The organism is Rhodococcus sp. NPDC060084, assembly GCF_042730335.1.
Classification (GTDB): domain Bacteria; phylum Actinomycetota; class Actinomycetes; order Mycobacteriales; family Mycobacteriaceae; genus Rhodococcus.
The window spans coordinates 41,198-58,164 of sequence record NZ_JBHWWX010000008.1 but is presented as its reverse complement, the minus strand read 5'-3'; the positions used below and the strand labels follow the sequence as shown (position 1 = coordinate 58,164).

18 protein-coding genes are annotated in these 16,967 nt (G+C 67.7%); 15 read left to right on the top strand and 3 right to left on the bottom strand.

Translation table 11 applies throughout. The annotated features are described in order from the left end of the window. Positions 1 to 88 precede the first annotated feature (88 nt). The 6 genes from ffh (at position 89) to trmD (ending at position 4,935) form a co-directional block, all read left to right on the top strand. Positions 89 to 1,657 (top strand): signal recognition particle protein, encoded by a 1,569-nt coding sequence (ffh, locus tag ACFWBU_RS06995; protein ID WP_169652434.1) that lies wholly within the window; start codon positions 89 to 91, stop codon positions 1,655 to 1,657. Between the two features lie 6 nt (positions 1,658 to 1,663). Then, the gene (locus ACFWBU_RS06990) at positions 1,664 to 2,770 is read left to right on the top strand and encodes an amidohydrolase family protein (RefSeq protein ID WP_378527883.1); all 1,107 of its coding nucleotides are present in this window, start codon (positions 1,664 to 1,666) and stop codon (positions 2,768 to 2,770) included. Between the two features lie 172 nt (positions 2,771 to 2,942). After that, positions 2,943 to 3,377, top strand: a complete 435-nt coding sequence (gene rpsP, locus ACFWBU_RS06985; RefSeq protein WP_378527880.1) for a 30S ribosomal protein S16 — start codon at positions 2,943 to 2,945, stop codon at positions 3,375 to 3,377. Next, entirely contained in the window at positions 3,377 to 3,619 is a 243-nt protein-coding gene (locus tag ACFWBU_RS06980) for an RNA-binding protein (protein ID WP_072698641.1), read from the top strand. Before rpsP ends, ACFWBU_RS06980 begins: the two co-directional genes overlap by 1 nt. Before the next feature lie 10 nt (positions 3,620 to 3,629). Next, positions 3,630 to 4,223, top strand: coding sequence for a ribosome maturation factor RimM (gene rimM / locus ACFWBU_RS06975; RefSeq protein WP_169620715.1), 594 nt, complete (start codon positions 3,630 to 3,632; stop codon positions 4,221 to 4,223). Between the two features lie 4 nt (positions 4,224 to 4,227). Continuing rightward, positions 4,228 to 4,935 (top strand): tRNA (guanosine(37)-N1)-methyltransferase TrmD, encoded by a 708-nt coding sequence (gene trmD / locus ACFWBU_RS06970; protein WP_378527879.1) that lies wholly within the window; start codon positions 4,228 to 4,230, stop codon positions 4,933 to 4,935. A gap of 19 nt (positions 4,936 to 4,954) precedes the next feature. Here trmD and ACFWBU_RS06965 read toward each other — a convergent pair whose 3' ends face one another. Next, positions 4,955 to 5,971, bottom strand: a complete 1,017-nt coding sequence (locus ACFWBU_RS06965; protein ID WP_378527878.1) for a serine hydrolase — start codon at positions 5,969 to 5,971, stop codon at positions 4,955 to 4,957. Between the two features lie 128 nt (positions 5,972 to 6,099). Between ACFWBU_RS06965 and ACFWBU_RS06960 the strand changes: the two genes are divergently transcribed. The 9 genes from ACFWBU_RS06960 to dprA all read left to right on the top strand — a co-directional run bounded on the left by ACFWBU_RS06960 (position 6,100) and on the right by dprA (position 15,044). Further along, positions 6,100 to 8,478: a Tex family protein gene (locus tag ACFWBU_RS06960; RefSeq protein ID WP_169652432.1), complete on the top strand. Its 2,379-nt coding sequence runs from the start codon at positions 6,100 to 6,102 to the stop codon at positions 8,476 to 8,478. A gap of 97 nt (positions 8,479 to 8,575) precedes the next feature. Further along, the gene (locus tag ACFWBU_RS06955) at positions 8,576 to 9,472 is read left to right on the top strand and encodes a hypothetical protein (protein WP_206038754.1); all 897 of its coding nucleotides are present in this window, start codon (positions 8,576 to 8,578) and stop codon (positions 9,470 to 9,472) included. Between the two features lie 96 nt (positions 9,473 to 9,568). Next, positions 9,569 to 9,910 carry a 50S ribosomal protein L19 gene (gene rplS / locus ACFWBU_RS06950; RefSeq protein ID WP_072698636.1) on the top strand — a complete coding sequence of 114 codons (342 nt, stop codon included), beginning with the start codon at positions 9,569 to 9,571 and terminating at the stop codon, positions 9,908 to 9,910. A 103-nt stretch (positions 9,911 to 10,013) separates the two neighbouring features. Beyond that, positions 10,014 to 10,877 carry a signal peptidase I gene (gene lepB / locus ACFWBU_RS06945; RefSeq protein ID WP_296550958.1) on the top strand — a complete coding sequence of 288 codons (864 nt, stop codon included), beginning with the start codon at positions 10,014 to 10,016 and terminating at the stop codon, positions 10,875 to 10,877. 5 nt (positions 10,878 to 10,882) lie between these two features. After that, on the top strand, positions 10,883 to 11,581 hold the full coding sequence (locus tag ACFWBU_RS06940) for a ribonuclease HII (protein WP_378527935.1): 699 nt from the start codon (positions 10,883 to 10,885) through the stop codon (positions 11,579 to 11,581). 37 nt (positions 11,582 to 11,618) lie between these two features. Beyond that, the gene (locus tag ACFWBU_RS06935) at positions 11,619 to 11,933 is read left to right on the top strand and encodes a DUF2469 domain-containing protein (protein WP_072698634.1); all 315 of its coding nucleotides are present in this window, start codon (positions 11,619 to 11,621) and stop codon (positions 11,931 to 11,933) included. A gap of 122 nt (positions 11,934 to 12,055) precedes the next feature. After that, on the top strand, positions 12,056 to 12,412 hold the full coding sequence (locus tag ACFWBU_RS06930; RefSeq protein ID WP_378527876.1) for a YraN family protein: 357 nt from the start codon (positions 12,056 to 12,058) through the stop codon (positions 12,410 to 12,412). Then, a complete protein-coding gene (locus ACFWBU_RS06925) occupies positions 12,412 to 13,920 on the top strand; it encodes a YifB family Mg chelatase-like AAA ATPase (RefSeq protein WP_296550960.1) in 1,509 nt (502 codons plus the stop codon). Before ACFWBU_RS06930 ends, ACFWBU_RS06925 begins: the two co-directional genes overlap by 1 nt. After that, positions 13,917 to 15,044: a DNA-processing protein DprA gene (gene dprA, locus ACFWBU_RS06920; protein WP_378527875.1), complete on the top strand. Its 1,128-nt coding sequence runs from the start codon at positions 13,917 to 13,919 to the stop codon at positions 15,042 to 15,044. The genes ACFWBU_RS06925 and dprA overlap by 4 nt, the downstream gene beginning before the upstream one ends. Positions 15,045 to 15,063: 19 nt before the next feature. On the opposite strand, the gene ACFWBU_RS06915 is transcribed toward dprA, so the two are convergent. Together ACFWBU_RS06915 and ACFWBU_RS06910 are read right to left on the bottom strand one after the other, a co-directional pair. After that, on the bottom strand, positions 15,064 to 16,398 hold the full coding sequence (locus tag ACFWBU_RS06915) for a ClC family H(+)/Cl(-) exchange transporter (RefSeq protein WP_072698626.1): 1,335 nt from the start codon (positions 16,396 to 16,398) through the stop codon (positions 15,064 to 15,066). A gap of 216 nt (positions 16,399 to 16,614) precedes the next feature. Further along, positions 16,615 to 16,896 (bottom strand): DUF6953 family protein, encoded by a 282-nt coding sequence (locus tag ACFWBU_RS06910; RefSeq protein WP_169652429.1) that lies wholly within the window; start codon positions 16,894 to 16,896, stop codon positions 16,615 to 16,617. Positions 16,897 to 16,967 lie beyond the last annotated feature (71 nt).

The following is a 16,967-nucleotide window of genomic DNA, read 5'->3' as shown; positions in this document are numbered from 1 at the left end:
TGGCCGCACTCGATGCTTGTGGATCGGGAGCGGCTACCCTGGTTCGCAGAATTGTCCGCATCTTCGTCATAGCCCAGGAGCGCATTCGGTGTTCGAATCCCTTTCCGACAGGTTGACAGGGGTCCTGAAGGACCTGCGGGGCAAGGGACGCCTGTCCGACGCAGACATCGACGCCACGTGCCGCGAGATCCGCCTCGCGCTTCTCGAGGCCGACGTCGCCCTTCCCGTTGTGCGCGAGTTCATCAAGAAGATCAAGGAACGCGCCAAGGGTGCCGAGGTGCACGGCGCGCTCAACCCCGCGCAGCAGGTCGTCAAGATCGTCAACGAGGAACTCGTCACGATCCTCGGCGGTGAGACGCGCCGGCTGCGCTTCGCGAAGACCCCTCCGACGGTCATCATGCTCGCCGGTCTGCAGGGTGCCGGTAAGACGACCCTCGCCGGCAAGCTGGCGAAGTGGCTGAAGGATCAGGGCCACACGCCACTGCTCGTCGCGTGCGACCTGCAGCGGCCCGGTGCCGTGACGCAGCTTCAGGTGGTCGGTGAACGCGCCGGGGTCTCGGTGTTCGCGCCCCACCCCGGAACGTCCATCGGCGGCGGCGAGAACGCTCTGGGCATCACGGCGGCAGACCCCGTCGCGGTGGCCGAGCAGGGCATCGCCGAGGCGAAGAGCAAGCAGTACGACGTCGTGATCGTCGACACCGCCGGTCGTCTCGGCATCGACGAGGAACTGATGGCTCAGGCCGCCGGGATCCGCGATGCGGTCGATCCCGACGAGGTGCTGTTCGTCCTCGACGCGATGATCGGCCAGGATGCCGTCAGCACCGCCGAGGCCTTCCGTGCCGGCGTCGGATTCAGTGGCGTCGTGCTGACCAAGCTGGACGGCGATGCCCGCGGTGGCGCCGCCCTGAGCGTCCGCGAACTGACCGGTCAGCCGATCATGTTCGCGTCGACCGGTGAGAAGCTCGAAGACTTCGACGTCTTCCACCCCGAGCGCATGGCGAGCCGGATCCTCGGCATGGGCGACGTGCTCACCCTCATCGAGCAGGCCGAGCAGGTCTTCGACGCCGAGCAGGCCGAAGCCACGGCCAACCGGATCGGTTCGGGAGAGCTCACGCTCGAGGACTTCCTCGACCAGATGATGGCCGTCCGCAAGATGGGGCCGATCGCAAACCTCCTGGGCATGCTGCCCGGCGCGGGCCAGATGAAGGACGCGCTGGCCAACGTCGACGAGAAGCAGCTCGACCGCATCCAGGCGATCATCCGCGGCATGACCCCGGCCGAGCGGGCGAACCCGAAGATCATCAACGGTTCGCGTCGTCTCCGTATCGCCAACGGTTCCGGCGTGAAGGTCTCCGACGTGAACCAGCTCGTCGACCGCTTCTTCGAAGCCCGCAAGATGATGACGGCGATGGCCGGCCAGATGGGCATGGGCTCTCGCAAGAACCAGCGGTCCAAGAAGGGCAAGAAGGGCAAGAAGGGCGGCCGCGGGCCCACTCCGCCGAAGGTGCGGGGCGGCTTGCCCGGCGGCTTCCCGGGCCTGCCCGGCGGACTTCCGGGTGGCATGCCGGATCTGTCGAAGATGCCGAAGGGTCTCGACGAGTTGCCGCCCGGCCTCGAGGGATTCGACCTCTCGCAGTTCAAGCTGCCGAAGAAGTAGCGACCGGTGGCAGGGGGGACCGCCGAGGCATTCGCGGTTCGGGGAAAGACGCTCGACGGTGAGCCCGTCGAACTGTGGGTCGGCTCGGACGGCATGTTTGCGTCCGAGCTGATTCCCGGCGCCGAGGTTGCGTCGACCGGCGGGTGGATTCTGCCGGGTCTCGTCGATGCCCACTGCCATGTCGGAATCCGCTACGGCGGCGGCATCGAAGACGCTGCCGGGGCCCTCGCGCAGGCGATCGTCGAGCGGGACGCGGGCGTCCTGTTGCTCCGCGACGCCGGGTCTCCCGCCGACACGCGCAGCTTCGACGACGATCCGGCCCTGCCGCGGATCGTCCGCGCCGGCCGTCACATCGCACTCCCGAAGCGGTATATCCGGGGTCTGCCGGTCGAACTGGACGACGAATCGCAACTTCCCGCGGAGGTGGTGAGGCAGGCGCGCGCCGGCGACGGCTGGGTCAAACTGATCGGCGACTGGATCGACCGGGGGAGCGGCGACCTGGCGCCGTTGTGGAGCGATGCCATCCTCGTCGAGGCGATCGCCGCGGCACACCGCGAGGGCGCCCGCGTCACCGCGCACGTGTTCGGTGAAGACGCGTTGCCGGGTCTGCTCGCCGCGGGGATCGACTGCATCGAGCACGGCACCGGCCTGACCGACGAGACGATCGCGACCATGGCGGCAGCGGGCACCGCGCTCGTCCCGACGCTGGTCAACATCGACAACTTCCCCGAAATCGCCGATTCCGCAACGCGTTTCCCAGTGTATGCCGCGCATATGCGGGATTTGCACGCCCGCGTCGCCGACACGATCGGCGCGGCCCACGACGCCGGGGTCCCCATCTATGCCGGCACGGACGCCGGTGGGCACGTCCGGCACGGCCGGATCGCGGACGAGATCGCCGCACTCGCCCGCGTGGGTCTCGGCCCGACCGAAGCGTTCGACGCGGCCGGGTCGGCGGCCCGGACGTGGCTCGGCCACCCCAGCCTCGAGCCGGGCACTCCGGCCGACTTCATCGTCTACACCGAGGACCCGCGCCGGGACCCCGCGGCAGCACGTCCGGATCTCGTCGTCCTCCGCGGTGCGGTCGTCACGCGGAGTGCGTCACTCGCGTGACCTCCGGTTTCGTCCTGGCTCGGCGATCTGGCAGAATGGACCGCTGTCGTCGCATCCGGTTACGTACCGCGCGGCGGTCACAGGTTAGAGGCAAAACCGGGCGTGCCAAAAGGGTGCGCCGTCCGAATTGCACGTGACATGCGCCTTGTGCGCTTCGAAGGAGAACTCAGCCATGGCTGTGAAGATCAAGCTCACCCGTCTCGGCAAGATTCGCAACCCGCAGTACCGCGTGGTCATCGCGGACTCGCGTACCCGTCGCAACGGCCGGGCGATCGAGACGATCGGCAAGTACCACCCCAAGGAAGAGCCGTCGCTGATCCAGATCGATTCGGAGCGCGCGCAGTACTGGCTGAGCGTCGGCGCACAGCCGACCGAGCCCGTCCTCAACCTTCTGAAGATCACCGGTGACTGGCAGAAGTTCAAGGGCCTGCCGGGCACCGAGGGCACCCTGAAGACCGCAGAGCCCAAGCCGTCCAAGCTCGAGCTGTTCCAGGCCGCTCTCGCGCAGGCCGAGAACGAGCCGGCCGCCGCAGCGACCACCCCGAAGAAGAAGAAGGCTGCCAAGGAAGAGGCCGCCGAGGCCGAGTCCACCGAGGCCGCCGAGTAATGAGCACCGTGGTCGCCGACGCCGTCGAGCATCTTGTTCGTGGAATCGTCGCCAACCCCGATGACGTCCGCGTCGACCTGATCACAGGCCGACGGGGACGCACCGTCGAGGTTCACGTCAACCCCGACGATCTCGGCAAGGTGATCGGTCGTGGTGGGCGTACCGCCACCGCGCTGCGGACCCTCGTCACCGGCATCGGTGGCCGGGGCATTCGCGTCGACGTCGTCGACACCGACCGATAGGCGCATGCAGGTGGAGCTCGTGGTAGGCCGGGTGGCGAAGTCGCACGGCATCAAGGGTGAGGTGGTCGTCGAGGTTCGCACCGACGAACCCGAGGAGCGCTTTGCTGTGGGTGCGGTCCTGCGTGGCCGCAAACCCCGCGAGAAGAACCTGCAGGACTACACGGTAGAAGCCGCCCGGGAGCATTCCGGGCGGCTTCTGCTGCGCTTGACCGGGGTTGACGATCGCAGCACGGCGGACGCGCTGCGCGGAACCCTGTTCGTCGTCGACAGCGACGACCTGGGGCCGTCCGACGATCCCGACGAATTCTACGATCACGAACTCGAAGGGCTGTCGGTGCGCATCGTCGCCGGCCGTCCCGACGGCGGCACCGTGGTGGGCACCGTGCGCGAGGTGCTGCACACGGCTGCCGGTGAACTGCTCTCGCTCCGTCCCGTCGACGACGAGCGCGCGGAACTGCTGATCCCGTTCGTCACCGACATCGTGCCGACCGTGTCTCTCGCGGACGGTGTCATCGAGATCGATCCGCCCGAAGGTCTGCTCGACCCCGACTTCGGGGAGCCGCCTTCGAAGGCGTCACAGCGGAACAGCAAGGGAGACAGGTAGTTCCGTGCGACTCGATGTCGTCACCATCTTTCCCGAATATCTCGCACCGATGCGTGCAGCGCTCCTCGGCAAGGCCATCGACAAAGGCCTGATCTCCGTGGACATCCACAATCTCCGCGACTGGACGCACGACGTCCACAAGGCCGTCGACGACTCGCCGTACGGCGGGGGTCCCGGAATGGTCATGAAACCCACCGTCTGGGGGCCTGCCCTCGACGACGTGCTCGCCGGTCCCGGCGGCGACACCGACCCCGACGTCCTGCTCGTCGTCCCCACCCCCGCGGGGCGGCCGTTCGACCAGGCCACCGCCCAACGCTGGTCGCAGGAGAAGCGCATCGTCTTCGCGTGCGGCAGGTACGAAGGTATCGACCAACGCGTCTTCGACGACGCTGCCCGCCGCGTGCGCGTCGAGGAAGTGAGCATCGGGGACTACGTACTGATCGGCGGGGAAGTCGCGGTACTCGTCATGGTCGAGGCTGTCGTCAGGTTGCTCCCCGGCGTCCTCGGCAATCAGCAGTCGCACCAGGAGGATTCGTTCTCCGACGGACTCCTCGAGGGGCCGAGCTATACGCGGCCCGCCAGTTGGCGTGGACTGGACGTACCGGCGGTGCTGCTCTCGGGCGACCACGCGAAGGTCGCCGCCTGGCGCCGGGAGCAATCGCTCGCCCGCACCCGGGAACGCCGGCCCGACCTGCTGCCCGACGAGACCTGACCGCCCTGCGCGCTGCCGCTCAGCGGTCGGCGCTGCTGCCCAGTGCCGTCTCCACCGCCATCGACACCGTCTCGCGCGCATGCCGGGCGCTGCCGTCGTAGGTCACGTCGTAGAGCGACGTATCCGGCATGCTTCCCGTGCCGAACTCGGGATCGCCCTCCTCGTAGGTGACTTCCTCCTGCGACGTCACGGCCACGACATACCGTTGGTCGTCGCCGAAGAAACCGGTGGACAGGTGTACCCACTCGCCGTCGAGGCAGCACATCCACCCTTGCTTGACCCCGAGATCGGTCATGCCCGGCAGGCCTTCGGGCAGACCGAACGTCTGGTCGTACCCGTCCGATCCTGTGGGTGTGAAATCGGTCAGATATCCGATGATCCGGGCGCGCGCCTCGTCGTCGAGCCCGCCGCGACCACCGAGCACATCGTCGTACCAGGTGAGCAGGTCCGACGCCGTGGTCGTCGTGTTCCACCACCACGGTGAGAACGGCGGCGTGGTCCCGGTGAGGTTGTGCCGCTCCGCAACCCGCAAGACCATCTCCGAACCACCGTGCTGCGCCCACAGCAGATTCGCGGCCGTGTCGTCGGACGACCGGAGCATGTTCTCGATGAGGTCGTAGTCGTCCTCGGTGAGTGTCACTTCGCCGGTCGACTCGCGGAACAGCAGGTCGTCGGCGAGAAACAGTTTCACCACCGATGCGGTTTCCACGGGCTCGTCCACGCCGCCCACCGTGCGTGCGCCGGTGCTGCGATCCAGCACGGCGATGGTCATCCGGGCACCCCGGCGTTCCGCGAGGGTCGCTGCCGCTTCGATGCGGTCGGCGACCGACTCCACGTCGAGTGAGGACGAGCCCATCTGCAAGGCGAGGTCCGCGAACCCGTCACCGTCGGTATCCGTGACACCCGGGTTCAGCGCGGCAAGCGCCGGCACGATCTCTTTCGACCCGTCGGACTGCGATCCACACGCCGCTACCGTTGCTGCGGCGAGCAGCACCGTTGCGTACGACCGAGCACCGGTCCGGCGACCCCGATTCATCGTTTGCTCCTGTATGCCATTGTGCGGCGCGCAGCACCATGCGTCCACGCGTCCGTCGTCGACGCTCCGTCCGGAACCCGATGTGGCGCCCGGGGAGCTTCGCAAGGATAAATGTAGGGTCGATCGTCGTGACAACCGAACCCGACACCGTGATCCGGCGAATCGCCGACGAACTCGACGTCCGCGAACACCAGGTGGCTGCGGCGGTGGGATTGCTCGACGGCGGCGCGACCGTTCCGTTCGTCGCGCGCTACCGCAAGGAAGCGACCGGCGGACTCGACGATGCCCAGCTCCGCACCCTCGAAGAGCGACTGCGGTACCTGCGTGAACTCGACGAGCGCCGCACCGCGATCCTCGAATCGATCGAGGCCCAAGGCAAACTCGACGACGACCTGCGCGCCCAGATCCGCCTCGCGGACACCAAGGCCAGGCTCGAGGACATCTACCTGCCCTACAAGCCCAAGCGGCGCACGAAAGCGCAGATCGCGCGGGAAGCCGGCCACGAACCCGTCGCCGACGCCCTCTACTCGGACCCGAGCACCGATCCCGCCGGGTTCTCCGCAGAGCAACTCGACGGTGCACGTGCCATCCTCGTCGAGCGTTTCGCGGAGGACCCCGACCTCGTCGGTGAACTTCGCGAGGCGATGTGGAGCCGCGGTTGCATGAAAGCGGCCGTCCGCCCGGGCAAGGAGACCGACGGCGCGAAGTTCGCGGACTACTTCGAATTCTCCGAGCCGTTCACCCAGCTTCCGTCCCACCGCATCCTCGCGATGCTGCGTGGCGAAAAGGAAGAGGTGCTCTCCCTGACGCTCGTTCCCGATGCCGACGAGCCCGAGCCGGGGGAGCCGTCGTACTTCGAGGGCCGCATCGCCGCACGTTTCGGTATCGCCGACCGCGGCCGGGCCGCCGACCGCTGGTTGCTCGACACCGTGCGCTGGGCGTGGCGGACCCGCCTGCAGGTCTCGCTCGGTGTCGATCTCCGGATGCGGCTCAAGCAGTCCGCGGAGAAGGATGCCGTCGACGTCTTCGCGGCAAACCTCAAGGATCTTCTGCTCGCCGCACCCGCCGGGTCCCGTCCCACCATGGGCCTGGACCCCGGCTTCCGCACCGGCACCAAGGTCGCAGTGGTCGACGCCACCGGCAAGGTCGTCGACCATGCCACGATCTACCCGCACCAGCCCCACAACAAACGGGACCAGTCGCTGGCGACCCTCGCCCAACTCGTCGCGAGGCACGGCGTCGAACTGATCGCCATCGGTAACGGCACGGCGTCGCGGGAGACCGACGCGCTCGCCACCGAACTGATCGCGAAGCTCGGCACGCCCGGTCTCACGAAGATCGTGGTGTCCGAGGCGGGGGCCTCGGTGTACTCGGCCTCGGCGTACGCCTCACAGGAACTGCCCGACCTCGACGTGTCGATCCGCGGCGCGGTATCGATCGCCCGGCGCCTGCAGGATCCGCTCGCCGAACTGGTCAAGATCGATCCCAAGTCCATCGGCGTGGGGCAGTACCAGCACGACGTCTCGGAGACGATGCTCGCCCGGTCCCTCGGAGCGGTCGTCGAAGATGCGGTGAACGCGGTGGGGGTCGATGTCAACACTGCGTCGGTGCCGCTGCTCTCGCGCGTCTCGGGTGTCACGTCGTCGCTCGCCGAGAGCATCGTGGCGCACCGCGACCAGAACGGTCCCTTCCCCAGCCGCCGGGCGCTCAAGGACGTCGCGCGGCTCGGTCCCAAGGCGTTCGAGCAGTGCGCCGGATTCCTCCGCATTCCCAACGGTGAGGACCCGCTCGACGCGTCCGCCGTGCACCCCGAGGCCTACCCCGTGGTGCGACGGATCGCCGAACGCAGCGGGACGGCCGTGCGCGAACTGCTGGGCAACACCGCAACGCTCCGTACGGTGCGTCCGGACGACTTCGTCGACGACAAGTTCGGGCTGCCGACGGTCACCGACATCATCGGGGAACTCGAAAAGCCCGGACGCGACCCCCGCCCGGAGTTCAAGACCGCTACCTTCGCGGTGGGCGTCGAGAAGGTGGGCGACCTGAAGCCCGGGATGGTGCTCGAAGGTGTCGTCACCAACGTCGCCGCATTCGGTGCGTTCGTCGACGTCGGAGTGCACCAGGACGGTCTGGTGCATGTGTCGGCGATGTCGCGCAGCTTCGTCAAGGATCCGCACGACGTCGTCAAGTCCGGCGAAGTGGTCAAGGTGAAGGTCCTCGAGGTCGACGTGCCGAGACAGCGCATCGCTCTGACCCTCCGCCTCGACGACGAACTGCCCTCGACCACGCCCGATGCGTCCGACGGGCGTCCGCCCCGGGGCGGCGCACGCCGCGGGGGACCGGCCGGCGGCCAGAGCCGGGGCAACACTCAGGGCCGGGGCGACAGCCAGACGCGGGGCAACGGACAGGGCGGCCGGAACCGCGACGGGCAGTCGGGCCGGCGCAGCGAAGCTCCGGCCGCCGGGTCCATGGCCGAGGCGCTGCGACGAGCCGGATTCGGGAAGTAGTTCGTATCCCGGTGCGGGGTCGCGTTGTTCCGCGGCGTGGCCCCGCACCTGCGATGCTGAGTTGTATGGAGTGGCTGCCGGTCGTGCGATGACCGGAATGATCGACTGGTTCCGCAGAGAAATCGTCGAGCAGGGGCGATTTCCGCTGCTGTGCTTCCTCATCGGTTTCGTGGTGGCCTTCTTGTTCATCCGGATGAGCGTGCGCATGATCCGCGCGAACGTGCGGTGGTGGCCCGGCAACATCAGTCCCGGCGGACACCATGTGCACCATGTGGTGTTCGGCGTGGTGACCATGGTGATCGCCGGTGGTGGCCTGATCGGCTTCTACGAGGACGGCAGCCTGGCGGCCGGGGTCGTGTTCGCGACGCTGTTCGGGATCGGCGCCGCGTTGACCCTGGACGAGTTCGCGCTGATCTTCTACCTCAACGACGTCTATTGGGACGAAGAAGGCCGCGTCTCGGTCGACGCGGTGTTCGTCGCGGTCGCCGTGACGGGCATGTTGCTCGTCGGGCTCCGGCCGCTGGACCTCGGGGACGCCGGCAATTTCGAGGACACCGGCGACCTGATCAGCCGCGGCCTGCTGGTGGTGGGTGCGGTGATCGACCTGCTGCTGGCGATGGTCGTCCTGTCCAAAGGGAAGATCTGGACGGGGCTGGTGGGCTTGTTCTTCGCTCCGCTGCTGTGGGTCGGTGCGCTCCGGTTGTCGCGTCCGGCGGCACCGTGGGCACGGGCGCGGTACGCACCCGACTCGCGCAAGATGGCTCGGTCGCTCGCCCGGGAGCGGAAAGTACGTCGCCCCGTCGTCCGGGCGAAGGTCGTCGTGCAGAACCTCGTGGCGGGGGCTCCGACGCTCGAGACGGTGCGCGGAAGTGTGGAGAATTCGAAGGTCGTGGCCGAGGAGGTCCTCGACCGGGAGGTCCATCCTGCGCTGCCACCCCCGTCGATTTCGCCTCCGGCGGCGTCGTCTGGCACAATTGACGGGTTGCCCCGTTAGGGCACGCCTACCTGACCTGGGTATGAACCGGTCGAGCCCGCCTCACGGTGGTCGCCGCCAGGTTCCTCTGCTCGAGCAAAAAAGAGGATGTAACCGATGAACACCCTGGACTTTCTGGACGCAAAGTCGCTGCGCGACGACATCCCGGACTTCCGTCCCGGCGACACGCTCGACGTGCACGTCAAGGTTATCGAGGGCTCCAAGGAGCGCGTGCAGGTCTTCAAGGGCGTCGTGATCCGGCGTCAGGGCGGCGGCGTCCGCGAGACCTTCACCGTGCGCAAGGTGTCGTTCGGCGTCGGTGTCGAGCGCACCTTCCCGGTCCACAGCCCCAACATTGCGAAGATCGACGTCCTCACCCGCGGTGACGTGCGCCGCGCCAAGCTGTACTACCTGCGCGACCTGCGCGGCAAGGCTGCGAAGATCAAGGAAAAGCGCTGATCTCCACGCGCTGAACCACGCGTTCGACAACCCGGTACGGACATTCGTCCGTGCCGGGTTGTCGCTGTTCGGAGAGCGTCGGGACAGACGCTAGGCTGTCGTCGTGGCAGATTCCCCGCACGATCCGGCCGGTCCGGGTGCGCACCGTTACAGCGACGACGCCGTCGCCCGCAACCACCGAACCTCCGGTGCACACCACCGGCGCGACGACGCCGATCCGGGCGGTGGATTCTCCCGCAAGGACGACAACACGGACACGAAGAAGGAGAAGTCCTTCTGGCGCGAACTCCCTATTCTCATCGTGGTGGCGCTGGCACTGAGTTTCCTGCTCCAAACATTCGTCGCCCGCGTCTACCTCATCCCGTCCGAGTCGATGGAGCCCACGCTCCACGGATGCCCGGGCTGTACCGGAGACCGGATCGTCGTCGAGAAGATCAGCTACCGCTTCACCGATCCCCGGCCCGGCGACGTCATCGTGTTCAAGGGACCCGACTCGTGGTCGGCGGGATACACCTCGACTCGCTCCGACAATGTCGTTCTGCGCGGCCTCCAGGAGGTCGGCTCGCTGATCGGTGTCGTGCCGCCCGACGAGAACGACCTCGTCAAGCGCGTCATCGCAGTCGGGGGTCAGACGGTCGAGTGCTGTGACGACCAGGGCCGCGTCCTCGTCGACGGCAAACCGCTCGACGAGCCGTATGTGCAGATGGACTACCCGTTCACGCCCGGTGTGGTCGACTGCGACACCGACGTACCGTCCGGCCGGTGCTTCGGACCGATCACCGTCCCCGAGGACGCGGTATGGGTCATGGGCGACAACCGCAGCAACTCCGCAGACTCGCGGTATCACGTCGGCGACGAATACCAGGGTGCCGTTCCCCTGGACAACGTGATCGGCAAAGCCCAGTTCATCGTGCTGCCCCCCGGACGGTGGGGTCTGATCGATTCTCCGGAGATAATCCCCTCGTGACCGTTCTGGACAATTGGCCCCCTCGTCCGGTGATCCGCAGGTCCGCGGGCCTGCGGACGATGGAATCCGCCCTCGTGCGGTGCGGACTCGGCCCGGTGGCCGGAGTCGACGAGGCCGGGCGAGGTCCGTGCGCCGGCCCGCTGGTCATCGCGGCCTGCATCCTCGGCCCGAAGCCGCACCCCTCGCTCGATCGGCTCGACGACTCGAAGAAGCTCACCGAGAAGACCCGCGAAGAGTTGTACGCGGTCATCACGCGCAGGGCACTCGCGTGGAATGTGATCGAGGTACCGGCCGCGGAGATCGACGCGATCGGTATCCACGTGGCCAACATCGAAGGCATGCGACGCGCCGTCGCGGGCCTGTCCCTCGCACCTGGCTATGTGCTCACCGACGGATTCCGGGTGCCCGGTCTGCCGGTTCCGTCGCTTCCGGTCATCGGCGGAGACGGCGCGGCCGCCTGTATCGCGGCCGCCAGTATTCTCGCCAAGGTCACGCGAGATCGGATCATGGTGGACCTCGATCGCGAGATACCGGGGTACGGTTTCGCGGTACACAAGGGATACAACACACCTACTCACCTGGCCGCGCTGAGGGATCGCGGCCCGTGCCCGCAGCATCGGCGATCATGGGCGAACGTCGCGGCGGTGTCCGGGGAGGGCCCGTTCCGGCGGCGATTGTTCATCGACGAGGCAGATGCGGGATGATGACAGGACACACCGGACTGGGAGGACACCGAGAGCGATGAGTGCCGAAGATCTCGAAAAGTACGAAACCGAGATGGAGCTCTCGCTGTACCGGGAGTACCGGGACATCGTCGGTCAATTCGCGTACGTCGTGGAGACGGAGAGACGGTTCTATCTCGCCAACGCGGTCGAATTGCTGCCGCACAACGCGAGCGGTGAGGTGTACTTCGAAGTTCGCATGTCCGACGCGTGGGTGTGGGACATGTACCGCCCTGCGCGGTTCGTCAAGCACGTCCGGGTGATCACCTTCAAGGATGTCAACATCGAGGAACTCGACAAGCCCGAGTTGAGGCTGCCCGACAAGCTGGGATAGCCGAGCGTAGGGAGTTGTCCACAACACCCGTCCTCATCCCCAGATCACCCTTTCTGCGCCTTTCCCGCGCTTCTCCGGTGCTTGCCCGCTGCACAGTAGGTGCACGCAGGGGAGGAGCGGACATGGGACGCAATCAGGATCTGGGGATACGCGGGGAAGACCTCGCCGCCGAATTCCTCGAGTCCGCCGGAATGGTGGTGCTCGAACGCAATTGGCGCACTCGCTACGGGGAACTCGATCTGATCGCGCAGGACGGCGCGGTCCTCGTATTCGTGGAGGTCAAGACCCGGTCGGGTCTCGGGTACGGCACGCCCGCCGAAGCCGTCACCCGAGGTAAGACCGAACGGATCCGGCGTCTCGCGGGCATGTGGCTCGCCGCGCAGAGCAGGCGGTGGACGCACATCCGGGTGGATGTCGTGACAGTGCTGCTCCAGCGCGGCTACGCGCCCGTCATCACCCACCTGCGGCAGGTGCTGTGATGGCGCTGGGCAGAGCCTGGTCGGTCGCGGTCTCGGGTGTCGACGGGCAGGTCGTCGAGATCGAAGCGGATATCGGCCGGGGGCTACCCGGCGTGACCATGGTGGGTCTGCCCGACACCGCACTGCAGGAGTCGCGCGATCGGGTGCGCGCCGCGGTGTCCAATTCTGGTGCTGCATGGCCGGATTCGAAAGTCGTGCTGGCGTTGTCGCCGGCGACGCTGCCCAAAGTGGGCAGCGTCTACGACGTGGGTCTTGCGTGCGCGGTGCTCAACGCCGCCGACGTCGTCCCCCTCGATCTCCTCGAGAAGACGATCCTCCTCGGTGAACTCGCACTGGACGGCAGGCTGCGGCCGATCCGGGGAGTGCTGCCGGCGGTCGTGACCGCGATGAATCACGGGTGGCGGAGGGTTGTGGTGCCCACCGCGACGATGATCGAAGCCGCGCTGGTGGAGGGGATCGAGATCTACGGCGCCGATACCCTCGCGGACCTCGTGCGCTGGTTGCAGGGTGACGGTGCTCTCGAGCGTCCCGGCGAGCGTCGCGCCCCTCCGCGTGCGGTCCGCGGGGACCTGAGCGAAGTCGTCGGGCAGTACGAGGCGCGCCGCGCCCTCGAAGTGGCCGCTGCGGGGGCGCATCACCTCATGCTCACCGGTCCGCCGGGGATCGGCAAAACGATGCTCGCACAGCGTCTCCCGGGAATTCTTCCCGTGCTCACCGAGAAGCACGCCCTCGAAGTGACCGCGATCCACTCGGTGGCAGGTACGCTCACCGCCGACCGTCCTCTGGTGACGGAACCCCCCTTCATCGCCCCTCACCACACCGCCTCCGTGAGCTCGCTGATCGGTGGTGGGACCGGGATGGCGAAGCCGGGTGCGGTAAGCCGAGCACACCGCGGAATCCTCTTCCTCGACGAAGTTGCCGAGATGGGCACGAAAACACTCGAAGCGCTGCGGACACCCCTCGAGGACGGCGAAGTCCGGATTGCGCGGCGTGACGGCGTGGCACGGTACCCGGCGCGGTTCCAGCTGATCCTGGCGGCGAACCCGTGCCCGTGCGCACCGGCACGCGACGCCGACTGCGTCTGTGCTCCCACGGCGCGCCGCCGGTATCTCGGGAGGCTTTCGGGTCCGTTGCTCGACCGGGTGGACCTACGCATCCGGATGGAGTCCGTCGCGACCAGCGCCCTGATGGACGAGACCGGCGAGAGTACCGACGAAGTGCGTGCCCGGGTCGCGAACGCACGCGGCGCCGCGCGGGAGCGCTGGGCCGAGTACGGGTGGTCCACCAATGCCGAGGTACCCGGACCCGCTCTGCGGCAAAAGTTCCGGCTCGCCCCGGCGGCGGTGCGGCCCGTCGAACGAGCGCTGCGGAAGGGTGCGATCACCGCGAGAGGCGCCGACCGGGCGTTGCGCGTCGCGTGGTCGCTGGCCGATCTCGCGGGTGCGGCCTCGCCGTCGGAGGTGCACGTCGCGACAGCACTGCAGTTCCGCGACAGGGGCTTGGTGTGAGCGCGGCCGACGAGAGACGTCTCGCCTGGGCGTATCTGTCCACGGTGGCGCAGGGCGCGTCCCGGTCGTTGTCCGCGGCGATCGGGGAACATGGTGTGGTCGAGGTGGCCGAGGCGGTTCGTCAGGGCGGCGCCGGCGGACGGTTGTCGTCCCGGCTTGCCGCGCGGGCGCACCTCGACACGGCGGCGGAGGATCTCGGCAGGCTCGCACGATCGGGAGGGCGCCTGGTCACGCCGGACGACGAGGAGTGGCCGGCCTGGCACCTGCTCGGATTCGACTCGCTGACCACCACCGCCGATGCCGACGCGCCGCCTCTCGCGCTGTGGGTGTGGGGGGAGCGAAGAATCGACGAACTGACCGACCGGTCCGTGGGCATCGTGGGCACCCGCGCGGCGAGTGGATACGGCGAACACGTGACCGCGCAGGTCGCCGGGGATCTCGCTGTCGACGGGTGGACCGTGGTGTCCGGTGCGGCGTTCGGGGTCGATGCTGCAGCGCATCGGGCGGCGCTGGGGGTCGGGGGGCCGACGCTGGCCGTCCTTGCGTGCGGCGTCGACCGGGCTTATCCCGCCGCGCATTCCGCGCTGCTGCGATCGGTCTCGGAAACGGGCCTGGTTGTGAGCGAGTACCCCACGGGCACTACGCCTGCCCGGTACCGATTCCTGGCGCGCAATCGCCTGATTGCGGCGTTGTCGGCGGGCACGGTCGTGGTGGAGGCGGGATGGCGCAGCGGCGCTCGCAATACGGCGACGTGGGCTCGACGGCTCGGCAAACCCGTGATGGCGGTGCCGGGTCCGGTGACCTCCGCATCGTCGCAGGGTTGTCACCGGATGATCCGCGAGGGTGAGGCGCGTCTGGTGGGCAGTGCGCGCGAGATCGTGGAGGAATGCGGTCCGCTGCTCGGGCGTGACGACGGACGTGATGCGTTGTTCCGCCGCGATCTCGATGATCTGTCCAGGGAGAGTTCTCTTGTGTACGAGGCTTTTCCAGCCTCAGGTAGTTGTACTCCGTCGGTCTTGGCGGAGTCGGCGGGTGTGCCCGTCGAGCAGGTGCGGGCTGCCTTGTCCCTGCTCGAACTCGACGGGCTCGTGGTTCTGGTGGACGGTGGCTGGCGGCGTGCGTGAACCTCACCAGTGCCGGATTTCAGTCTCCACGTGGGGGGTGGTGCAGTTGCGCGAGCATGCGTTCTCTCAGGCTGTCGTAGATCGGCGAGGATCCCATCAACTGCGCTACGGCGAATGCCCCGGCGACGGCTGCGAGCATCGGGACGGTGACGCTGGTCGTCGCGGTCATCTCCATGACGAGGACCGCGCCGGTGACGGGTGCGCGCACCGTCGCACTGAACATCGAGGCCATTCCCACGATTGCCATCGGCACCGCAACAGAGGAATCGATTCCGGGAACTATTGCGTGGCAGATCCCCGCGTAGAGCACGCCCCACAGCGCACCGAGCGCGAGTAGCGGAGCGAACAGACCTCCCGGAGTGCCCGCGGCATACGAGACGGGCCCCGTGGCGAACCGCAATGCGACGTACAACGCGACGAGCGGGATCGCGAGCGCGCCGCCCGACAGCACGTGCTGCACCAGGGAGTCGCCGCCGCCGGTAGCAGGAGGTGAGGCTGCGGAGAGCAAGCCGATGGCACCTCCGATCGCAGTGGCCTTCACCACCGAGGGGACCGAGCGGAGAGCGTCCACAACGGACAGTGAACCCATCACCGCACGGTTGTAGGCAGCGCCGAGAACTCCGGTGAGGAGACCGAACACGACGAACACCGGGAGCAGGGTGATCGAGGGGGGATCGACCGGGCCGACCGAGAAGTCAGGCGAATCTCCGACGACAAGACGGGAGCACGCGACCCCGACGGCGACAGACACCAGAACCGGCACCACAGTCCGGAGCCGGAACGAGTGCATGACTTCCTCGAAGACGAACAGCGCGCCACCGATGGGCGCATTGAACGCGACCGCCAGTCCCGCGCCGGATACCGACGTCTGCAGGAGTCGCTGGTGATCGGCGTTCATCCCCGCGCGGCGAGCTGTCTCGGCCCCTGCGACTGCGCCCATGTGCACGATGGGGCCTTCACGTCCGAGCACGAGACCCGACCCGATGCTGAGGACGCCGCCCACCAACGTCGCAGGCAATATCCGGAATTGCGGTGGGTCGACCTCGCCGCGGGAGACGGCCTCGACATGCTGAATACCGCTACCGGATGCGAACGGCACCCAGCGCACTATCAACGCCGCGATCGCGGCACAGACGGCCGTGACCCCCATCGGGATCAACCATCCCGGTCCGGGCAACTCGTGCGCCCAGCCCAGAAGATCGATCCGTGCTGCGTCAGCCCTCAGCAGACACCATCGGAACGCTCCTCCGACGAAGCCGATCAGCGCGCCGGCAACAGCAGCGACCAGGCAGACGATTGCGAGTTCGCGCGCGACTACGGGAGCTTCGTCCGATTTGTCGCGTGAATCCGCCATGCGCTCTCCAGGACCGGGGGATGTCGGCTACGGGCGCAGGCCGCGCCGTGCCGACGCGGCCGTGAAGGGATCGAACGCAGGCGATCGAAAACAATCCACACTCGGAAGTATGGCCACCGGAGTCTGTCCTGCGTGGTCGTTCGGACGTTTCGGCCGGTCCGGGAATCGGAGTATCGCGGAATCGTCCCGGCGGGTCGGCGTCGCCGGGGTGTCGTGTCAGTTCCCGGTGGTCTCCGAGTCGGTGCCCTCGGCGGCGGCGGTGTCGTCCACGTACCAGGCGCGATCTTCCCGGTCCCACTTCACGCCACCGCGGTGGGCCTTGCGGAACTCCCGGAGAACGGCCCGGTCGATCGACGCGTGACCGTTGTCGTTGATGTAGGTCCACTCGGGTCCGAACTTGGCCTCGATCGCGTCGACCATGTCGGTCTGGGTGACCTTGTGTTCCGTGGTGATGATGTCGGTCATCCAGGTGGCGATCTCGGTCGCGGTGGTGCTCATGGGTATCGAGCCTAGAGCGTCCCGAGGGGTGACGTCCCCGCTGGACCCCGCCTCGGAGTACGGTTGCGCCG